The sequence below is a fragment of the Chlamydia crocodili genome (assembly GCF_018343815.1).
Lineage (GTDB): Bacteria > Chlamydiota > Chlamydiia > Chlamydiales > Chlamydiaceae > Chlamydia > Chlamydia crocodili.
In genome coordinates, this window is the sequence record NZ_CP060791.1 from 461,376 (window position 1) to 476,781 (window position 15,406).

Here is a 15,406-nt window from a genome sequence, read left to right on the forward strand (position 1 = left end):
CGTCTTTTTTAGATCTAAACTTGTATAACTATAACGTTATATAAAAGAGTTTTTACCATCTCATGTTGATAGAAATCAAAAACATATTTATTGTTTAATGTTCACGATTGGCACTAATCCCCCCTTTTGTTATGGTGAGTAAAAAGGTATGCGTGGGTTATGTTTCGTAGTTCTATTTCTTGGTGCTTATTCTTTGTAATGACCTTATTTTGCTGTACAAGCTGTAACAGCAGATCGCTAATCGTTCATGGGCTTCCAGGAAGGGAAGCTAATGAGATTGTCGTTCTTCTTGTTAGCAAAGGCGTCGCTGCACAAAAGCAACCACAGGCTGCAGCTTCTACAGGAGGGGCCTCTGCTGAACAACTATGGGATATTGCTGTTCCCGCTGCGCAAATTACCGAAGCTTTAGCAATTTTAAATCAAGCTGGTCTTCCTCGTATGAAGGGGACGAGCCTCTTAGACCTATTCGCCAAGCAAGGTCTTGTTCCATCAGAAATGCAAGAAAAGATCCGTTATCAAGAAGGTCTTTCTGAGCAGATGGCCTCTACCATTAGAAAGATGGATGGAATTGTAGACGCTAGCGTACAAATTTCTTTCACAACAGAAGCTGAAGACAACCTTCCTTTAACTGCCTCCGTTTATATCAAACATCGTGGAGTTTTAGATAATCCAAATAGCATCATGGTTTCTAAAATTAAACGATTAGTCGCCAGTGCTGTTCCAGGTCTTTCTACAGAAAACGTTTCCGTTATTAGTGATCGCGCTTCTTATAGTGATATTACTATTAATGGTCCTTGGGGACTATCCGATGAAATCGATTACGTTTCCGTATGGGGAATCATCTTAGCGAAATCTTCATTAGGTAAATTCCGTCTCATCTTTTATTTCTTAATACTTACTCTATTTGTTATCTCTTGCGGGTTACTTTGGGTAATTTGGAAAACACATACATTGATTCTTTCCTTAGGTGGAGCAAAAGGTTTCTTTGATCCTTCTCCATATTCTAAAGTTGCCCTAGAAGCTAAGAAACCTGAAGAAGGTACTGGAGAGAAAAAAGAAGGACAATCAACGCAACCTAATCAAGAGGAAGCGGAAGGTCCTAAAGACAATGCACCAGAGGCATCAGAAGGAAACGAAGAAAATGAGGATGTCTAGTGACCGCCAACACTTTTGGAACTTTAAACATCTTGATGAAGTATTCCAAAGAGGATGACCTTGCAAATTTTCTTCCAGAAAATCTCCTAGTCACGCCCACTCACCATGAGGATATTCCTCTAAGTTCTTTATCTTTTACCATGTGCTGGCTAGCGACAATTCATCCTTCATGGATTAGCGTAGCTATTAAAGATTTCCCAGAAGTAATACAAAGTCAATTACTCTCTTGGTTGCCAGACTCTTTAATTCAGGAATTAGCTCCTCTACTTCCAGGGATTTCCATTGCAAGGCAACGTTGCTCTAATTTCGGAGCTTTCTACCTATTAGATATGTTGAGCAAAAAAATCCGTCCTCCAGGAATTACTGAAGAGATATTTCTTCCACCTTCACCGTTCAATGCTATGCTATATTACTCAGGAACGACGAAGATGACATTGATTAATTGCTTAGGATTATTCGCTATAGCAAAAGAACTAAGAAATATTGTTGATAAAGTGATCATCGATCGTGTACATAAAGTCCTCTCTCCTACGGAACAACTGTTTCTATCTTATTGCCAATCACATCCTATGAAACACCTTGAAACAACTGAATTTTTAGTTTCTTGGGATAGCGATAATGATTTCCGTAATTTTATTCACAAACAAGGCTTACAGTTTCTTGCTATAGCATTGGCAAAAGAAGATGCCTCCTTCCTTTGGTATTTTCTACGTAGGTTGGATATCGGCCGGGGATATATTTTTGAACAAGCTCTAAGGAAATCTTATGAACATCTCCATAGTGACTATTTTAAAAGCCAGCTAGAATTATGTATTAAGATCTTAGTACAATAAGATCTCTATAACTCAGAGCATGAAATAAAACATAAAGAGACTTTCTGTTTCTACTTGCGTATGAGTCGAGTGTTAATAATAAGGAATTAAAACAACAAAAAGAAGGAGCAGCGTTTCCTCCCTAAACTTTAAGAAATCTCAGGGTTTTCTACGCTGTCAAATAGATGAAGTTTTTTAGTTTAATTTTTAAACATGATGAAGTCGCTCCGAATAAAAAAATCCTTTCTCCCGAGGCTTTTTCAGCTCTGCTTGATGCTAAAGAACTCCTAGACAAAACAAAAGAAGATAGTGAATCTTACACTAATGAAACAAAACAGGAGTGCGAAGTACTTCGTAAAGAAGCTAAAGATCAAGGATTCAAAGAAGGCAGTGAACAATGGAGTTCTCAGCTTGCTTATTTAGAAAAAGAAACCCATGACCTGCGTAATAAAGTTAAGGAAGCTCTTGTCCCTCTAGCAATTGCTAGTGTGAAAAAGATTCTCGGTAAAGAATTAGAAATGCATCCTGAAACGATAGTTTCTATCATTACCAAAGCATTAAAAGAGCTTACACAACATAAAAAAATTATTATTCATGTAAATCCAAAAGATCTTCCAATTGTTGAGCAAAATCGTCCTGAATTGAAGAAAATTGTCGAGTATGCTGATACTCTAATCATTGCTCCTAAAGCTGATGTTACCCAAGGGGGTTGTGTTATAGAGACAGAAGCTGGTATTGTAAATGCTCAATTGGATGTACAATTAGCTGCTTTAGAAAAAGCGTTCTCTACTATACTAAAACAACAAAATCCTGTAGATGAACCTCAACCTAAGCAACAAGCACCTGCAAATAAAACTCAGGGCAAGCAAGAATAAAGGTATTTGACATCATGCGTTTCATTTTTCGTACTTTCCTTTGTATGTTTATCTTGAGCGCACCGTGGTGTTTTGCAGATACCTACGAGTCGTCTTGCTCCTCTCGTTGTAATCCTCTTAAATCTACAGAATTATCGATAGCTGATCAACAACCTGAGGTGAAGAAAACTTACCCTCAGCCGACTTTCAGAGAAAGAGTAACCGCTAATGATGTGCTTCCTCAAGAACATCTTTCTGAAGGGAGTTTTTCAGATACATATCCGGATCTGACAACACAAGCAATTATCTTAATTTTCTTAGCATTATCACCTTTTCTTGTGATGTTGCTAACATCATACTTAAAAATTATCATTACTCTCGTTCTATTAAGGAACGCTTTGGGTGTTCAACAAACACCTCCTAGCCAGGTTCTTAACGGTATAGCATTGATTCTTTCTATTTATGTGATGTTTCCTACAGGAGTTGCTATGTACAACGATGCTAGGAAAGAGATACAAGGAAATACTATTCCTAGAGATCTATTCTCTGCAGAAGGAGCTGAAACTGTTTTTGTAGCATTGAATAAATCTAAAGAACCTTTGCGATCCTTTTTAATACGCAATACACCGAAAGCTCAGATCCAAAGTTTCTATAAGATTTCTCAGAAAACATTTCCACAAGAGATCCGTGAGCATATGACACCTTCGGATTTCGTGATTATTATTCCTGCTTTTATTATGGGGCAGATTAAAAATGCTTTTGAAATAGGCGTTCTAATTTACCTACCGTTTTTTGTGATCGACCTAGTCACAGCGAACGTTCTGGTAGCTATGCAAATGATGATGCTTTCCCCATTATCTATTTCGCTACCATTAAAATTACTTCTTGTTGTGATGGTGGATGGTTGGACGTTATTACTTCAAGGTCTCATGATTAGCTTTAAATAGGGATATGCCGTGATAGCACTTGCCGCAAGCTTTAAATCTATGCTCTTTGAGTATTCATATCAGTCATTGTTGCTGATTTTGATTATCTCTGCGCCTCCTATTATCCTTGCCTCTATTGTTGGTATCATGGTCGCAATTTTCCAGGCCGCAACGCAAATCCAAGAGCAGACATTTGCTTTTGCTATCAAACTCGTTGTTATTTTTGGTACCTTGATGATTTCCGGAGGATGGCTAAGCAATATGATTTTCCGTTTTGCCTCTCAGATCTTCCAAAACTTTTATAAATGGAAATAAACAGCTATGGCAATCTCTTTACCAGAGCTTGTTTCTGTTTTTGGTTCTTCATATCTTGATTATATTTTGCAAAAGCCTCCTGCCTATGTTTGGAGCGTTTTTTTGCTGCTTTTATCTCGATTACTTCCCATATTTGCTATTGTTCCCTTCCTGGGAGGTAAGTTATTCCCAGCACCTATTAAAATAGGTATTGCTCTTTCTTGGGTCGCCATTATTTTTCCTAAGGTATTGATGAGCACACATATTGCAAACTATCTAGATGATGATGTGTTCTATATTCTCATTGTCAAAGAACTTTGCATAGGCACGTTAATTGGTTTCATCTTATCTTTCCCTTTCTATGCTGCCCAATCTGCAGGATCGTTTATTACCAACCAACAGGGTATTCAGGGTTTAGAAGGAGCAACATCACTGATCTCCATTGAGCAAACTTCTCCTCATGGAATCTTTTACCATTACTTTGTAACTATAGTTTTCTGGCTTTCTGGAGGACATAGGATCGTTTTAACACTCTTACTGCAATCTCTGGAAATAATTCCTATTCATAAGTTTCTCCCTATGGAGATGATGTCATTAGATGCGCCGATTTGGATTACGCTAATCAAAATGTGTCAGCTATGTCTTATTATGACTATCCAACTTAGTGCCCCAGCAGCGGTAGCGATGCTCATGTCCGATCTATTCTTAGGAATCATCAATAGAATGGCTCCACAAGTTCAGGTTATTTATCTTCTTTCCGCTTTGAAAGCCTTCATGGGTCTATTATTCCTAACTCTTGCCTGGTGGTTCATAGTCAAGCAAATCGACTACTTCACTTTAGCTTGGTTTAAGGAAGCTCCCATCATGCTTTTAGGATCGAGCCCTAAAGTTCTATAGGAAAAGAACTTTCTAAAATAACGATAGTTGTAGAAAAAAATAGAAGTACAGCGGGAAAAAGCTACCCACATTAAGCAGCTTTTTTCGCTAAAGTTCCTCTAAATTATAGAGGTTTTTGAGAAGAGTCATTGCTCTTATTGTCTTTGTTATCTCCAAGTAAAACAAGAATCAAACATAAGACTAAAAACGATAGTGTAAAAGGGAAGACGTTCAAAAGAAAAAATAGCAGTAAACCGCAAAGAAGAGCGTTCTTTGCAGGACCGTTCTTCGCATAATAGCTTTGAAGATTTTTCAAAACAGTACGGATCTCAGGATAAAAACCTAGCACCACACCACAGGCAACGAATAAGCCTCCGACCCAAGATACAAAATCAGTAATAATACCAACTAGGACTAGTGCTCCACTAATGGCTTCGCGAGCGTGATGAGAAAAGAACCTCTTCATTCTTCCCACTTTAGGATTGGCATGCAAATCCTTCACCTTACGCTTCAAAGACTCAAACTGAGAGGACGACTCTTTTGAAGAAGAGTTTTCTTTTGGTGTCTCATCTGCCATGGCCTTACCTTTAAAAAATCTTTTTTTATTTAAAAATACTTATAATACACAATTATCAAAAAAAATATTTAAAGATAAATAAGAAATTTTTAATTATAATTTATTACTCTTTGGAGAACAGCGACATCGAGAAACAGCTCCTGTTTCTGGATCAATAAGATAAATGTAATCTCCGGCGCTTCCTAATGTAAAGTCAAAGATCTTTTTATTCAGCAGTGGGAGCAAGTCATACTGGGAGAGAAGAACCTGGGTTTTATCTCTTAATTCCATACGAAAATCTGTTCGTGTTTTAAATAACTCTAAAGCTGCTGCTTCCCCGTACTCTTGAATAGACTGTTCTTGACGTTTCACACTTTCCCAGATTCCCCCACGAAGAGCTTCTAGCTCTCGACATGCAACCGGATGATCTACAACAGCTTCCAGAAGCAAGGGATCAGCAAATATTAAATTTAACTTAATTAAACCTTGGGACTTCTCCTCATAATGCAGAAAATTTAAAAGAGATTGGGTTGTTTTAGAGCCGCGCAACATTGTGTAAAGGATATCCGCTTCTTGAGAGGGAAGGGTGAGAGTCTCAATAACATCGGGGCCAAACTTTTTTCCTCCTTCTAGAATTTCTGTTCTTTTACTGAGCAAGGCTTCGGTAATCGCATATTCGGATCCTGGTGGTACGCATCCGGTATCTACATAAACACGTTTTAACAAGCGGACAAATACTGCGTGCCAGGATGCTGCGTCTGTATACTGTTCCGGGGATTCTTGCATGAGAGCGTAGAGGTTAAATCGAGAATTATTTGGTGGTCGTGAAAACGGCACTTTTAAAAGACGATATTTACGTTTTTTCTTAGTAGCTACCTTCGCTGTCTTTTTTGGAGAAGAAATCTCTCCATCTTTAGAAATCTTCTCTACAGCGGAAATCTTTTTAGATTTTTCCTGATATTCCACCTCGGCACATGCTGAACGCTGTGCGGTAAAGAGATTCTCATTACTTTCAATAATCCGAGAACATACGCAACGCTTTCTCGCATTTACAGCATCAAAAGATACCATTGAAATTAAGGAGGCTAAGCATAATAAAGTAAAAATGTAAGACTGCATAGCTATTTCCCCAATGCGAATTGATATGACAGTATCCGCTCATTACCTTCAGGAAAGCTCCTATGAATTACTATCAATAATCTCTCTGGAAGCCCTTGACCACCAGCGTTCCTCTGAGGAACAATATCCACTTTCGAGATATTCTCTAAAAGTAATGCAGTTTCTACCTTAGCATGATTTCGCAAACTGCGTATTTGCAATTCTAACCTACCCTGACTTTGATGGTAATATAGAGAGCCGGCGACTTCTCCGGCAAGCTCAGGATCTTTATATACCCCTCGATCAAAAATTACGGAGCATAAAGCTCCAGGAATCTCTTCAATACGCGATGTCGAACAAAATACCGTGCGTAATTTCTTATAGGCGTAGTTTTCTTGTAAAAAAGTTTTATAGGCTCGTTCATCACGCCTGCTAGAGCAAAACATCTGCCTTTGCCAAAATCCCAAAACACTAAAAAGCAGGGCAAACAAAGTTATGGATACTAGAACTTCCATGAGCAGAAAGGAGTGTTTCCTTTTCTTTAGGAATATTATATTACTACGCATACGCTTCTTTGGACGGACGTTGTATATTTTTGATTAGGAAAAATCTCGATGACAACATCTGCAAAACATGCTTTTACAATGTTAGCCTCTATGCGTACCCCCTTACGAATATCTATAGAATATTCATAGGGAATACGAATCTCACTTCCCCGACTTGTATAAACAACACAGGAAAGCTCTCCAGAACCTGATGTGGGAAAATTTCCATTGAGCATCTGCTCCCTCATACTATCTTCGACAGCAAAAAAACAATTATCAATCACAGCGGGCAACTGTAAATTAACAATATCGTCTTCGAAAGATCTACGAACGCCACAATAAAAACGGATGCAGGGCATTAGCACTAAACAAACTAATGATAATGATAGCAATACCTCTATCAGCAGAAAACTCCGCTTTGATCTTTTTTTATGAAGCGTCATAGGAATCTCTATCCACGCTTACTATTTTTTCCCGAGGCTTTTGGTGAAAAGACTATCAAATCATCACCTTGATCGTTGAGTTTTACTACAATGTCTTCTCCCCAAGCATCTTTTAATAATTTCTTTCCGTCTTTGCACCATGCGGCTCCTTCAAGAACAGATTCTTTCCGATCTACAATCTCTCTTAGAGACGCGCCTCCGGTTGCATACTCCATCATCAAGATGTCATACACTTTGGCACAATTTTGCTCTGACTGAAAAACTTTCCCTTTTTGAATGCTACCACGCATATTAAAAGCTAAAGCTCCTCCAACAATACCGATCAGTGTGATAACAACCATCATCTCGATTAATGTGATGGACTGTTTACGTTTCTGTTTTTTCATAACTTTTGCCCTATTTGTTCTATAAAATTTGAATATTGCTTGTTAACGGAATAAGTATTGCCAACATAATAATTCCTATAATTCCTCCAAGAAACACAAGGATAACTGGTTGGCACCACGAAGTTATCCAGGTAAGTGTTTTTTGGGTATCCTCATTATAAATATGAGCGACATGCGCTAATACATCAGCAAGCTCTCCAGATTCTTCCCCTAAAGAGACCATTCCCAATGCTAATTTCGGCACCCAAGGTCGTTTTGCTAATTCCTTACTTAATGAGCTTCCCTCGATAACAGCGTGGATTATTTGTGTCATATCCTCACGCAACATAGCGTAAGGAACTGCCCCGCAGCCTAGCTCCAATCCTTCTATCAATGTCCCACCACCACGAAGAATTGCTGAAACTACTGAACAAAACCTGCTGAATCCTAGTTTGATAAAGAATTTCTTTACGCCAGGAACTGAAAATAGGGTTTTTTCAAACCATTTTTTCCAAAAGGGTTTCCGGCGCGTGACGACTATACTGGCTACTCCAGCTCCTAATGTCGCAAGAAGAAGATACTTATACTTACAAACAAAATCGCTAAGACCAAACACTACAGAAGTAAGTTTATTAGGCTCCATATTCTCAAATGTCTCTTTCAAAGAAGGAATCACTCCTGTGAGAAAAAAGAGAACTACAGCTACAGAAAACACAAGTAAAACTATTGGGTAACTAAGAGCTGCCATAAGCTTTTTTGACATTTGCTCGCGTTCTTCTAAAACGGCGATAATGTTGTGCAAACATCCTTCTAAATTCCCTACACTTTCTCCGGCAAGAACGGCACTGCGATAAAAATTATCAAAAATATCGGGATAGGCTGCCATTGCCTGTGATAGGGATCCTCCCGAACGCAAATTTTCCATAAATGCCGTCAATAATCCTGACATGCCCTGACCCTGGTATTGATCGCGAAGGGAGGATAGGCTTTCATATAGAGGTAATCCAGAACGAAGAAGAAGAAGCATCTGTTTCGAAAAGATGATCAATTCGCTATTTTTTATTCGTACACGACGCGGAGGCACTTCCCGAATAGAGAGCAACTGCACTTCTTGTTGGGCGAGTTTTTCTCTTGCTTCTTGGATATGTAATGCTTCTAGCCAGTCTTGTTTACGTCGTTCTTTTGCATTGAGGTAGGTATAGCGATAGCGTGGCATATCTTTATCCCCTCCTTAGTCATACCGTTTCGTAACTCGGAATACTTCTGCTAATGTTGTCTCTCCCGACAACGCTAAAGCAACTCCGTGTTGTAGTAATGGACGAAATCCCTTGTCTTCAGCATGTTCTCGCAATACATGATAAGGTTTATGCATAGCGATTTCAGAACGTAAAGTTGTATCAGGATGTAGGAATTCGTAAATTCCCTGACGTCCTTTATATCCTGAGCGGAAACAATGAGAGCATCCCTCTCCACGGTATAGTGGCACGTCAGGATCTTGACCTATAGATTTTAAGAATACCCGTTCTTGAACATCTGCTCTGCATTGCTGCTTACAGTAAGGACATATTTTTCTTACTAATCTTTGAGCAACAACACCAATGATTGTCGCTGATAATAAATAAGGCTCTACTCCCATATCTAAAAGACGGGGAATTGCAGAAACTGCATCATTAGTATGCAGAGTGCTTACAACGAGGTGTCCTGTTAAGGCTGCTTGTATAGCAATTTCTGCTGTTTCTTGATCACGAATTTCTCCAACCATCAAAACATCCGGATCCTGACGTAATAAATGTCTTAAACCGCAAGCAAACGACAAACCGATCTTTGGTTTCACAGCAATTTGAGCTATCCCAGATAGCTTATATTCAGGAGGATCTTCTATTGTCATGATATTGGTAAAAGGTCCCGAAAGATGTTGAATAACACTATAGAGTGTTGTTGTTTTTCCACTTCCTGTAGGACCTGTTACTAAAAGTATCCCTTCAGGAACTGCAATCACCTCTTTAAAAGAATTTTCGATATCTTTGGGCATTTGCAATCCAGAGATATCTAAAATCACATTACGCTTATCTAAAATCCTAAGAACAACACGTTCGCCATAGATTACAGGAACGGTGCTTACACGCATATCAATTTCCTGACCACCTATTTGGATTTTTATTCTTCCATCTTGAGGGAGACGATGTTCTGCTATGTCCATCTTCGCTAACACTTTAATCCTAGTGATTAATGCTGAACGTAGATGTGCTGGTGGAGAATGCCGATCGTGCAAAACTCCGTCTATACGGTAGCGTATGCGTAAAGAATCTTCTAAAGGTTCAAAATGAATATCTGAGGTACGTTCTTCAATAGCTTCTTTTAAAATCAGATTAAAAAAACGCACGACGGGAACAGAATCCGTACTTTCTAAAAGATCTTCCTCTTCATTTATTTGAGCAGAGTCTCCTTCCTTCATGCTTAACAGCATATCAGACGCCTTGCCCTCTAAATTAGAGTAGATCTTTTGTAAACTCTGTAAAATATCAGTCTCATTTTTAAGAATAAACAGCACAGGCTTTTTTATAAGCAGCCGCACCTCATCTTTGGCGATAAGAGAAGTAATCTTCGCATAAGCTATCGTTACGCTATTTTCCTGCTCTTTTAATGGTAACAGACAATGTTTCTTTAAAAAACTATAAGGCAGAGCATTTAAAAGCTCTTGAGATAGTGAAGTTTTACCGCCCATCATACTCTAGCCCCTCTAATTGAGACGCTGGTAGTTCTATGGCGGAAATCAGTTCTAGTTTTTTATGTGCTGCTTTTGCAGCCTCTTCTCCAGCGAATAGTGCTTTACGAAATTCAGCGTTTTCTCCAGGACGCAAAGAAAGAATAGCTTCTTCATGACGCTCTTTTTTCTCTATAGGATTATCTAGAATTTTCGGAGTGATGAATACAAACATCTCTGTTTGACTATCAGATGTAGAATTCATCCCAAACAACTTCCCTACACCGGGAATTTCCCCAAGGAAAGGAATACCATCTTGAGCATCAGAGGCATGCTTACAACGTAAACCTCCTATAATTACCGTCTCTCCATCAGGAATACGCACTTTATTGGTGATATTACGTCGAGTAACATCAGGACGCTCATTAGTGTTTTTTCCTGTAGTATCAAAAGTAATATCGGTCTCTAGGGTAATGTAGCTTTTCCCATCTTCCTCGCCCACATTAATTACAGGAAGCATTTTAATCATAATTCCGTATTGGGCACGATTATACTGAGCTTTTTCCTTATCTGCAGAAACTGCTATCGACATTTCTTCCACAATTGCAATTCTTGCAGGAGTTTGGTTCATTGTCACAACAGAAGGACTTGCATTTATGCGTACATCTTCTTGAGCCATTAAAAATTGATAAGCAAGATCATAACCGGGAATCAAAGAAGATCCGGTACTTCCTTTGAATAAGAATTCTAAGATCCCTGAGCTTGTCCAAGAGACCGCTGCCGATGTTTTCTTGCAAACTTCTTCTCCAAGTCTTAAAAGATTTAATCCCGCTTTGCGTTGGTTAGAAAGCTTTCTTTCAAATAATAAAACTTCGATACGAACCATTTTCTTAGGCACGTCGAGTTTTTTTAATAACATCTTAATTCTAGGTAGAGCTTCTTTCTCCACAACCATGATCAAGGTGCCTGTTTTAGAATCTGCTATGAAATTCCCATATTTTACAGAACCTTCTTTGGCAGTTCCTACTGAAGATGTATCGATATGTATCGTAGAGGCGGCTTCTCTTAACATAGTTTCAGAAGACGTAAGTGAACTCCCCTCCTTACCTGCGAAAACATCGTGTACTTGAGATAGTAATACTGCAAGTTCTTGAGGATCAGAGTGCTTCACACTATACCAAAAGACAGTTTTGTCTGTGGGGTTCTCAATTCCCTCTTCAAGATCTTTAATCAAATCAATTGCTTGATGAACTAAAGTAGCCGTACCACTTAAAAATAAAGAGCGTCCTTGATGTTGTAGAGGAACAACTTTAAGACCGAGGTTTTCATCATCTCCCTCTTTAGTAATATCTTCTCGAAAAGCAGCCTTAAGAATAGAAAGCATTTCGGAAGCTTCTATCTTTGTTAAAGGAACAACACGATATTCCTGACGAACGCTATCTTCTTGGATAAAATCATAAATTTTAAGAAGCTCGCTAATTTCCCCAACTGAGCCGAATATCCATAATTTCCCTCCAAAAAGATCAATATGCGTGGTATCAAGATTAGCAAATTTTCTCAAGATATGCTGATCTGCACGAACGTCGATATTTTTCGAGTTTAATACATAACCAATATAGGAAGTTGAGGGAAGCAAATCTAAATCTTTTCTAGAAGAGAAAACTCCAGCAACCCCGCACCCCTCTTTATGAGTTGTGTAGAGCTCTTTAATCCACGGGCTTACCTGACGTATGCTAATACCAAGACGTGTTAGCAATTGCGTAAGACATTCTTCAAAACCTTCCTTAGGAACAGTAAATTTTGATAATGCTGAGACCTTCATCGATCCGATATCCTGAGGCACTAGATAAACAACGTTATCTTCACCATAATCGGAAACTAAATTATAAATTGTGGTCTCAGGATGGTGCCATAGGGCATAATCATCAGGATTTTCTCCTCTTTCGCGAATCTCTGCAGCCCAAAGATTTTCGATATGCTTAATTTGCTTTTTAACCTCTGCTAGCTTACTTAGAAGCTCTTTCCATCGTGCCTCATCCTCACATCCTGATGCTCGCAAAGTTGCAGCCTCTTCGTAAAGATTTTTTAGCCGAAGGTTACACTCCTTCATATCAGCATTAAATGAAGCTAGTCCCGGGGCACTATCTATAAAATCTCTAGATTTTTCTAAGGACGCGGCTTTTTCCGAAATAGTCAAAGCTAGACCAGGTGCGCAACATGCCAGTCCTGACAATCCAAAGAAATAAACTAAAGGATTACGCAAAAAACGCATTTATGATCCCCCTCGATTGGTTCCCTCACTACCTACAAGCGGTTGTCGTCCTGAATGCACCTCTTCTTTAGCAGAAGAGGATCCAGAATCAAAACCTTGTTTCAATGGCAGTGTCACAGACTCTACTAATGTCCTTTGTGCATTAAATACGTGAGCACGAACAACAAACTCTCTAGAATCTTTTTCTAATTTATCAAACACCAATAACGGTCCTTGAGTCTTTCCTGAAAGGTAATCTTCCAACTGTTCCTTGCGAGAAATTTTCTCCCAAGTTTCTCCCGTGTAGACCACCCAATCATCGGGAGAAAGGATCATCCTTTGCCCCCCAGCTTGTATAATAGGACGGGACCAGGAACGCATCCCAACAAATTCAAATTCCTTAACAATCTCAGCAATCTCTATAGGAGAACTCATGGTTTTTACTAAACTCATAGACTGATGGGATGTCCCTCCCACGTTCCACAACTCTATTACCATGACTTTTTCGTCTATTTTCTTAACTTCTAATAGAGGTGCCTGTGAACTCTCTCCTCGAAACTCTCCGCAAGTTTGCCAACAATTTCCGTCCCAAAGCAAAACATCTCCTACAGCAAGATAACGGCTATAATTCTCGTCAGACAGCGAGACAAAATCTACTCGCTCCTTAACAGCCTTATCGGCATAATCCGATCCACCATGCATCAAAAGGAACTTATCGCTACCTACACGACGAATTTTTTGTTTCACAGGGAAACTCGCATCTACACGAATACCGCCAATCTCCCAAGATTCCAATCCTTTAGCTGGAGCAGTTAAAAATAAGGTTTCTCTCTCCTTCGGAGAGACAACTAGCTCCCTATTTACACCCATTAAACGTACTTTTACTTCTATACGGTTATCCATACTCAAAGAACGGCATTCCAACCACAAGTCTGTAGGCTTCCCCTTAGGACTAAAGGTGAACAATCCTCCCTCAGGAGAAGGAACAACCTGTAAATATATTTTTTCATTAGCACCAGCCACACAGGAATCCTTAGAAGTAGCCAACTCTAAAAAAAATTTGCCTCCAAAAGCATCCGGACGCTTATTGCTCCCTAAAAATATGAGCTCCTGCCTAAGGTCTGGCAGTCTTTCCCTAAGCTCGGGGAACTCCAAAGACCAAATCCCCGAAGAGACATTTTGAGCCCTCGGGAACGTCTTTTGTTTTCCGTTCAAACCATCAAATTTCAAAGAAATACTATAAAGATTTTCTAAGTGATTCGGAGCTCCACACACCATCCAGAGTAAAGCAGCGATACTTATCAGACTGTATCCTATCGAAAAAAGCTGGTGCATATTAGAAACAAACTAAAAATAAAGTTATAAGATAACCGATTAGAGAAAAAAAATCAATTTATACAAACAAAAGTAACAGTGTTTAACATTAAAAAATAATTAAACAAAGAGAGAATACTTTTATAAGAAAACTAACTCCGTAGATACGGGTCGATCTGTTAAACTAAAATTTTTATTACCGTCTATCAAAATCGTATCTTCGATACGTATGCCTCCAATTCCTGGAAAATAGACTCCAGGCTCAACGGTAACTGTCATTCCAGTTTCTAAGGTGGTTGTGCCAGATTTCGGAGAAAGCTGGGGATATTCATGAATATTCCTTCCTACACCGTGCCCTACGCCATGGCAAAAATATTCTTTGATTTCATATTTTTTTAATATACGAGCAGCCTCTTCATGAACATCTAGACATAGAGCTCCGGCACAACACAATTGCATAGCAGCCTGCTGAGCTTCTACAACCGCAGGATAACTTTCAACAAGACGTGCATCAGGACGACCCCAAGCTACTGTCCGTGTCATATCAGAACAATAGCCTTGATATAAAACTCCTATATCAATAAGTACGATATCTCCCTTGCGTAATGCTCTGTCTGTAGGAACCGCATGAGGAAAGGCAGAGTGATCACCAAAAGCCACAATTGGAGAGAATGAAGGCCCTTCAGCACCAGCTTTAGCCCAAAATACACGAAGCAGCCGCACAACTTCTTGTTCTGTTATACCTTCTTGTAATATAGAAAGAACATGATCATATCCTTCGGAACCTAAAGCTGCCGCCTGACGCATTTTTTCTATTTCATCCGCAGATTTTATGCTGCGCAACTTTTCTGTAAATAGTGTTGTAGGCACCCAAGAGCATGAAGCATTTTCTCTTTCTTGATATCTATGATACGAAGTATGAAGACTATCAAAACCTAAAGTTTGATAAGTCGTTGTTTCAAGATAGGGAAGAAGAAATTCTGCTATATTTCTATCACAAAATATAAGAGAAGGTCCTTGAAGATCTCCATAGAGATCTTTATCCATACGATAGACGAAGAAGACTACCTCATCTTTACCTATGAGAAGCGTTCCTGTGGTTACTTTATCTCCAAGAAAATACGCAAGATCCTCTCTTCTTTCTACCACAAATCCATCAATACCATAATCTGTAAGAGCTGTTTGTGCTCTAGCCACACGATCTCGGAACATA

The 15,406-nt window shown here is 39.1% G+C and carries 16 protein-coding genes; 6 read left to right on the plus strand and 10 right to left on the minus strand.

Annotated features, from left to right (window positions below; genetic code table 11):
- Positions 1-159 precede the first annotated feature (159 nt).
- From sctJ to H9Q19_RS02015, 6 genes are all read left to right on the plus strand, one after another.
- Positions 160-1,155, plus strand: a complete 996-nt coding sequence (gene sctJ / locus H9Q19_RS01990) for a type III secretion system inner membrane ring lipoprotein SctJ (RefSeq protein WP_213241760.1) — start codon at positions 160-162, stop codon at positions 1,153-1,155.
- A complete protein-coding gene (locus tag H9Q19_RS01995) occupies positions 1,155-1,988 on the plus strand; it encodes a hypothetical protein (RefSeq protein ID WP_213241762.1) in 834 nt (277 codons plus the stop codon). Before sctJ ends, H9Q19_RS01995 begins: the two co-directional genes overlap by 1 nt.
- Positions 1,989-2,152: 164 nt before the next feature.
- Complete coding sequence (locus H9Q19_RS02000; RefSeq protein WP_213241764.1) at positions 2,153-2,842, plus strand: HrpE/YscL family type III secretion apparatus protein; 690 nt, start codon at positions 2,153-2,155, stop codon at positions 2,840-2,842.
- Between the two features lie 14 nt (positions 2,843-2,856).
- Complete coding sequence (gene sctR, locus H9Q19_RS02005; protein ID WP_213241766.1) at positions 2,857-3,768, plus strand: type III secretion system export apparatus subunit SctR; 912 nt, start codon at positions 2,857-2,859, stop codon at positions 3,766-3,768.
- A gap of 9 nt (positions 3,769-3,777) precedes the next feature.
- Positions 3,778-4,062, plus strand: a complete 285-nt coding sequence (sctS, locus tag H9Q19_RS02010) for a type III secretion system export apparatus subunit SctS (RefSeq protein WP_006343598.1) — start codon at positions 3,778-3,780, stop codon at positions 4,060-4,062.
- A 6-nt stretch (positions 4,063-4,068) separates the two neighbouring features.
- Positions 4,069-4,938, plus strand: a complete 870-nt coding sequence (locus H9Q19_RS02015) for an EscT/YscT/HrcT family type III secretion system export apparatus protein (protein ID WP_213241768.1) — start codon at positions 4,069-4,071, stop codon at positions 4,936-4,938.
- A gap of 103 nt (positions 4,939-5,041) precedes the next feature.
- Here the strand turns inward: H9Q19_RS02015 and H9Q19_RS02020 are convergent, their stop codons facing one another.
- From H9Q19_RS02020 to H9Q19_RS02065, 10 genes are all read right to left on the minus strand, one after another.
- Positions 5,042-5,494, minus strand: coding sequence for a hypothetical protein (locus H9Q19_RS02020; protein WP_213241770.1), 453 nt, complete (start codon positions 5,492-5,494; stop codon positions 5,042-5,044).
- 93 nt (positions 5,495-5,587) lie between these two features.
- Positions 5,588-6,592 carry a hypothetical protein gene (locus tag H9Q19_RS02025; protein ID WP_213241772.1) on the minus strand — a complete coding sequence of 335 codons (1,005 nt, stop codon included), beginning with the start codon at positions 6,590-6,592 and terminating at the stop codon, positions 5,588-5,590.
- A 2-nt stretch (positions 6,593-6,594) separates the two neighbouring features.
- Positions 6,595-7,137, minus strand: coding sequence for a DUF1494 domain-containing protein (locus H9Q19_RS02030; RefSeq protein WP_213241775.1), 543 nt, complete (start codon positions 7,135-7,137; stop codon positions 6,595-6,597).
- Positions 7,122-7,559 (minus strand): type II secretion system protein, encoded by a 438-nt coding sequence (locus H9Q19_RS02035; RefSeq protein WP_213241777.1) that lies wholly within the window; start codon positions 7,557-7,559, stop codon positions 7,122-7,124. The genes H9Q19_RS02030 and H9Q19_RS02035 overlap by 16 nt, the downstream gene beginning before the upstream one ends.
- Before the next feature lie 8 nt (positions 7,560-7,567).
- On the minus strand, positions 7,568-7,945 hold the full coding sequence (locus tag H9Q19_RS02040) for a type II secretion system protein (RefSeq protein ID WP_213241779.1): 378 nt from the start codon (positions 7,943-7,945) through the stop codon (positions 7,568-7,570).
- Positions 7,946-7,964: 19 nt separating this feature from the next.
- On the minus strand, positions 7,965-9,140 hold the full coding sequence (locus H9Q19_RS02045) for a type II secretion system F family protein (RefSeq protein ID WP_213241781.1): 1,176 nt from the start codon (positions 9,138-9,140) through the stop codon (positions 7,965-7,967).
- Between the two features lie 15 nt (positions 9,141-9,155).
- Positions 9,156-10,652, minus strand: coding sequence for a GspE/PulE family protein (locus tag H9Q19_RS02050; RefSeq protein ID WP_407644856.1), 1,497 nt, complete (start codon positions 10,650-10,652; stop codon positions 9,156-9,158).
- On the minus strand, positions 10,639-12,900 hold the full coding sequence (locus H9Q19_RS02055; RefSeq protein WP_213241783.1) for a secretin N-terminal domain-containing protein: 2,262 nt from the start codon (positions 12,898-12,900) through the stop codon (positions 10,639-10,641). The genes H9Q19_RS02050 and H9Q19_RS02055 overlap by 14 nt, the downstream gene beginning before the upstream one ends.
- On the minus strand, positions 12,901-14,214 hold the full coding sequence (locus H9Q19_RS02060; protein WP_213241785.1) for a hypothetical protein: 1,314 nt from the start codon (positions 14,212-14,214) through the stop codon (positions 12,901-12,903). It lies immediately after the preceding gene.
- Positions 14,215-14,334: 120 nt separating this feature from the next.
- Complete coding sequence (locus H9Q19_RS02065; protein WP_213241787.1) at positions 14,335-15,405, minus strand: M24 family metallopeptidase; 1,071 nt, start codon at positions 15,403-15,405, stop codon at positions 14,335-14,337.
- Position 15,406 lies beyond the last annotated feature (1 nt).

What these genes read in the sequence shown, in the direction of transcription:
- sctJ (WP_213241760.1), top strand. Translation starts at nt 160, where the DNA reads ATGTTTCGTAGTTCTATTTCTTGGTGCTTATTCTTTGTAATGACCTTA.
- H9Q19_RS02000 (WP_213241764.1), top strand. Translation starts at nt 2,153, where the DNA reads ATGAAGTTTTTTAGTTTAATTTTTAAACATGATGAAGTCGCTCCGAAT.
- sctR (WP_213241766.1), top strand. Translation starts at nt 2,857, where the DNA reads ATGCGTTTCATTTTTCGTACTTTCCTTTGTATGTTTATCTTGAGCGCA.
- H9Q19_RS02015 (WP_213241768.1), top strand. Translation starts at nt 4,069, where the DNA reads ATGGCAATCTCTTTACCAGAGCTTGTTTCTGTTTTTGGTTCTTCATAT.
- H9Q19_RS02020 (WP_213241770.1), bottom strand. Translation starts at nt 5,494, where the DNA reads ATGGCAGATGAGACACCAAAAGAAAACTCTTCTTCAAAAGAGTCGTCC.
- H9Q19_RS02025 (WP_213241772.1), bottom strand. Translation starts at nt 6,592, where the DNA reads ATGCAGTCTTACATTTTTACTTTATTATGCTTAGCCTCCTTAATTTCA.
- H9Q19_RS02030 (WP_213241775.1), bottom strand. Translation starts at nt 7,137, where the DNA reads ATGCGTAGTAATATAATATTCCTAAAGAAAAGGAAACACTCCTTTCTG.
- H9Q19_RS02035 (WP_213241777.1), bottom strand. Translation starts at nt 7,559, where the DNA reads ATGACGCTTCATAAAAAAAGATCAAAGCGGAGTTTTCTGCTGATAGAG.
- H9Q19_RS02040 (WP_213241779.1), bottom strand. Translation starts at nt 7,945, where the DNA reads ATGAAAAAACAGAAACGTAAACAGTCCATCACATTAATCGAGATGATG.
- H9Q19_RS02045 (WP_213241781.1), bottom strand. Translation starts at nt 9,140, where the DNA reads ATGCCACGCTATCGCTATACCTACCTCAATGCAAAAGAACGACGTAAA.
- H9Q19_RS02050 (WP_407644856.1), bottom strand. Translation starts at nt 10,652, where the DNA reads ATGATGGGCGGTAAAACTTCACTATCTCAAGAGCTTTTAAATGCTCTG.
- H9Q19_RS02055 (WP_213241783.1), bottom strand. Translation starts at nt 12,900, where the DNA reads ATGCGTTTTTTGCGTAATCCTTTAGTTTATTTCTTTGGATTGTCAGGA.
- H9Q19_RS02060 (WP_213241785.1), bottom strand. Translation starts at nt 14,214, where the DNA reads ATGCACCAGCTTTTTTCGATAGGATACAGTCTGATAAGTATCGCTGCT.
- H9Q19_RS02065 (WP_213241787.1), bottom strand. Translation starts at nt 15,405, where the DNA reads ATGTTCCGAGATCGTGTGGCTAGAGCACAAACAGCTCTTACAGATTAT.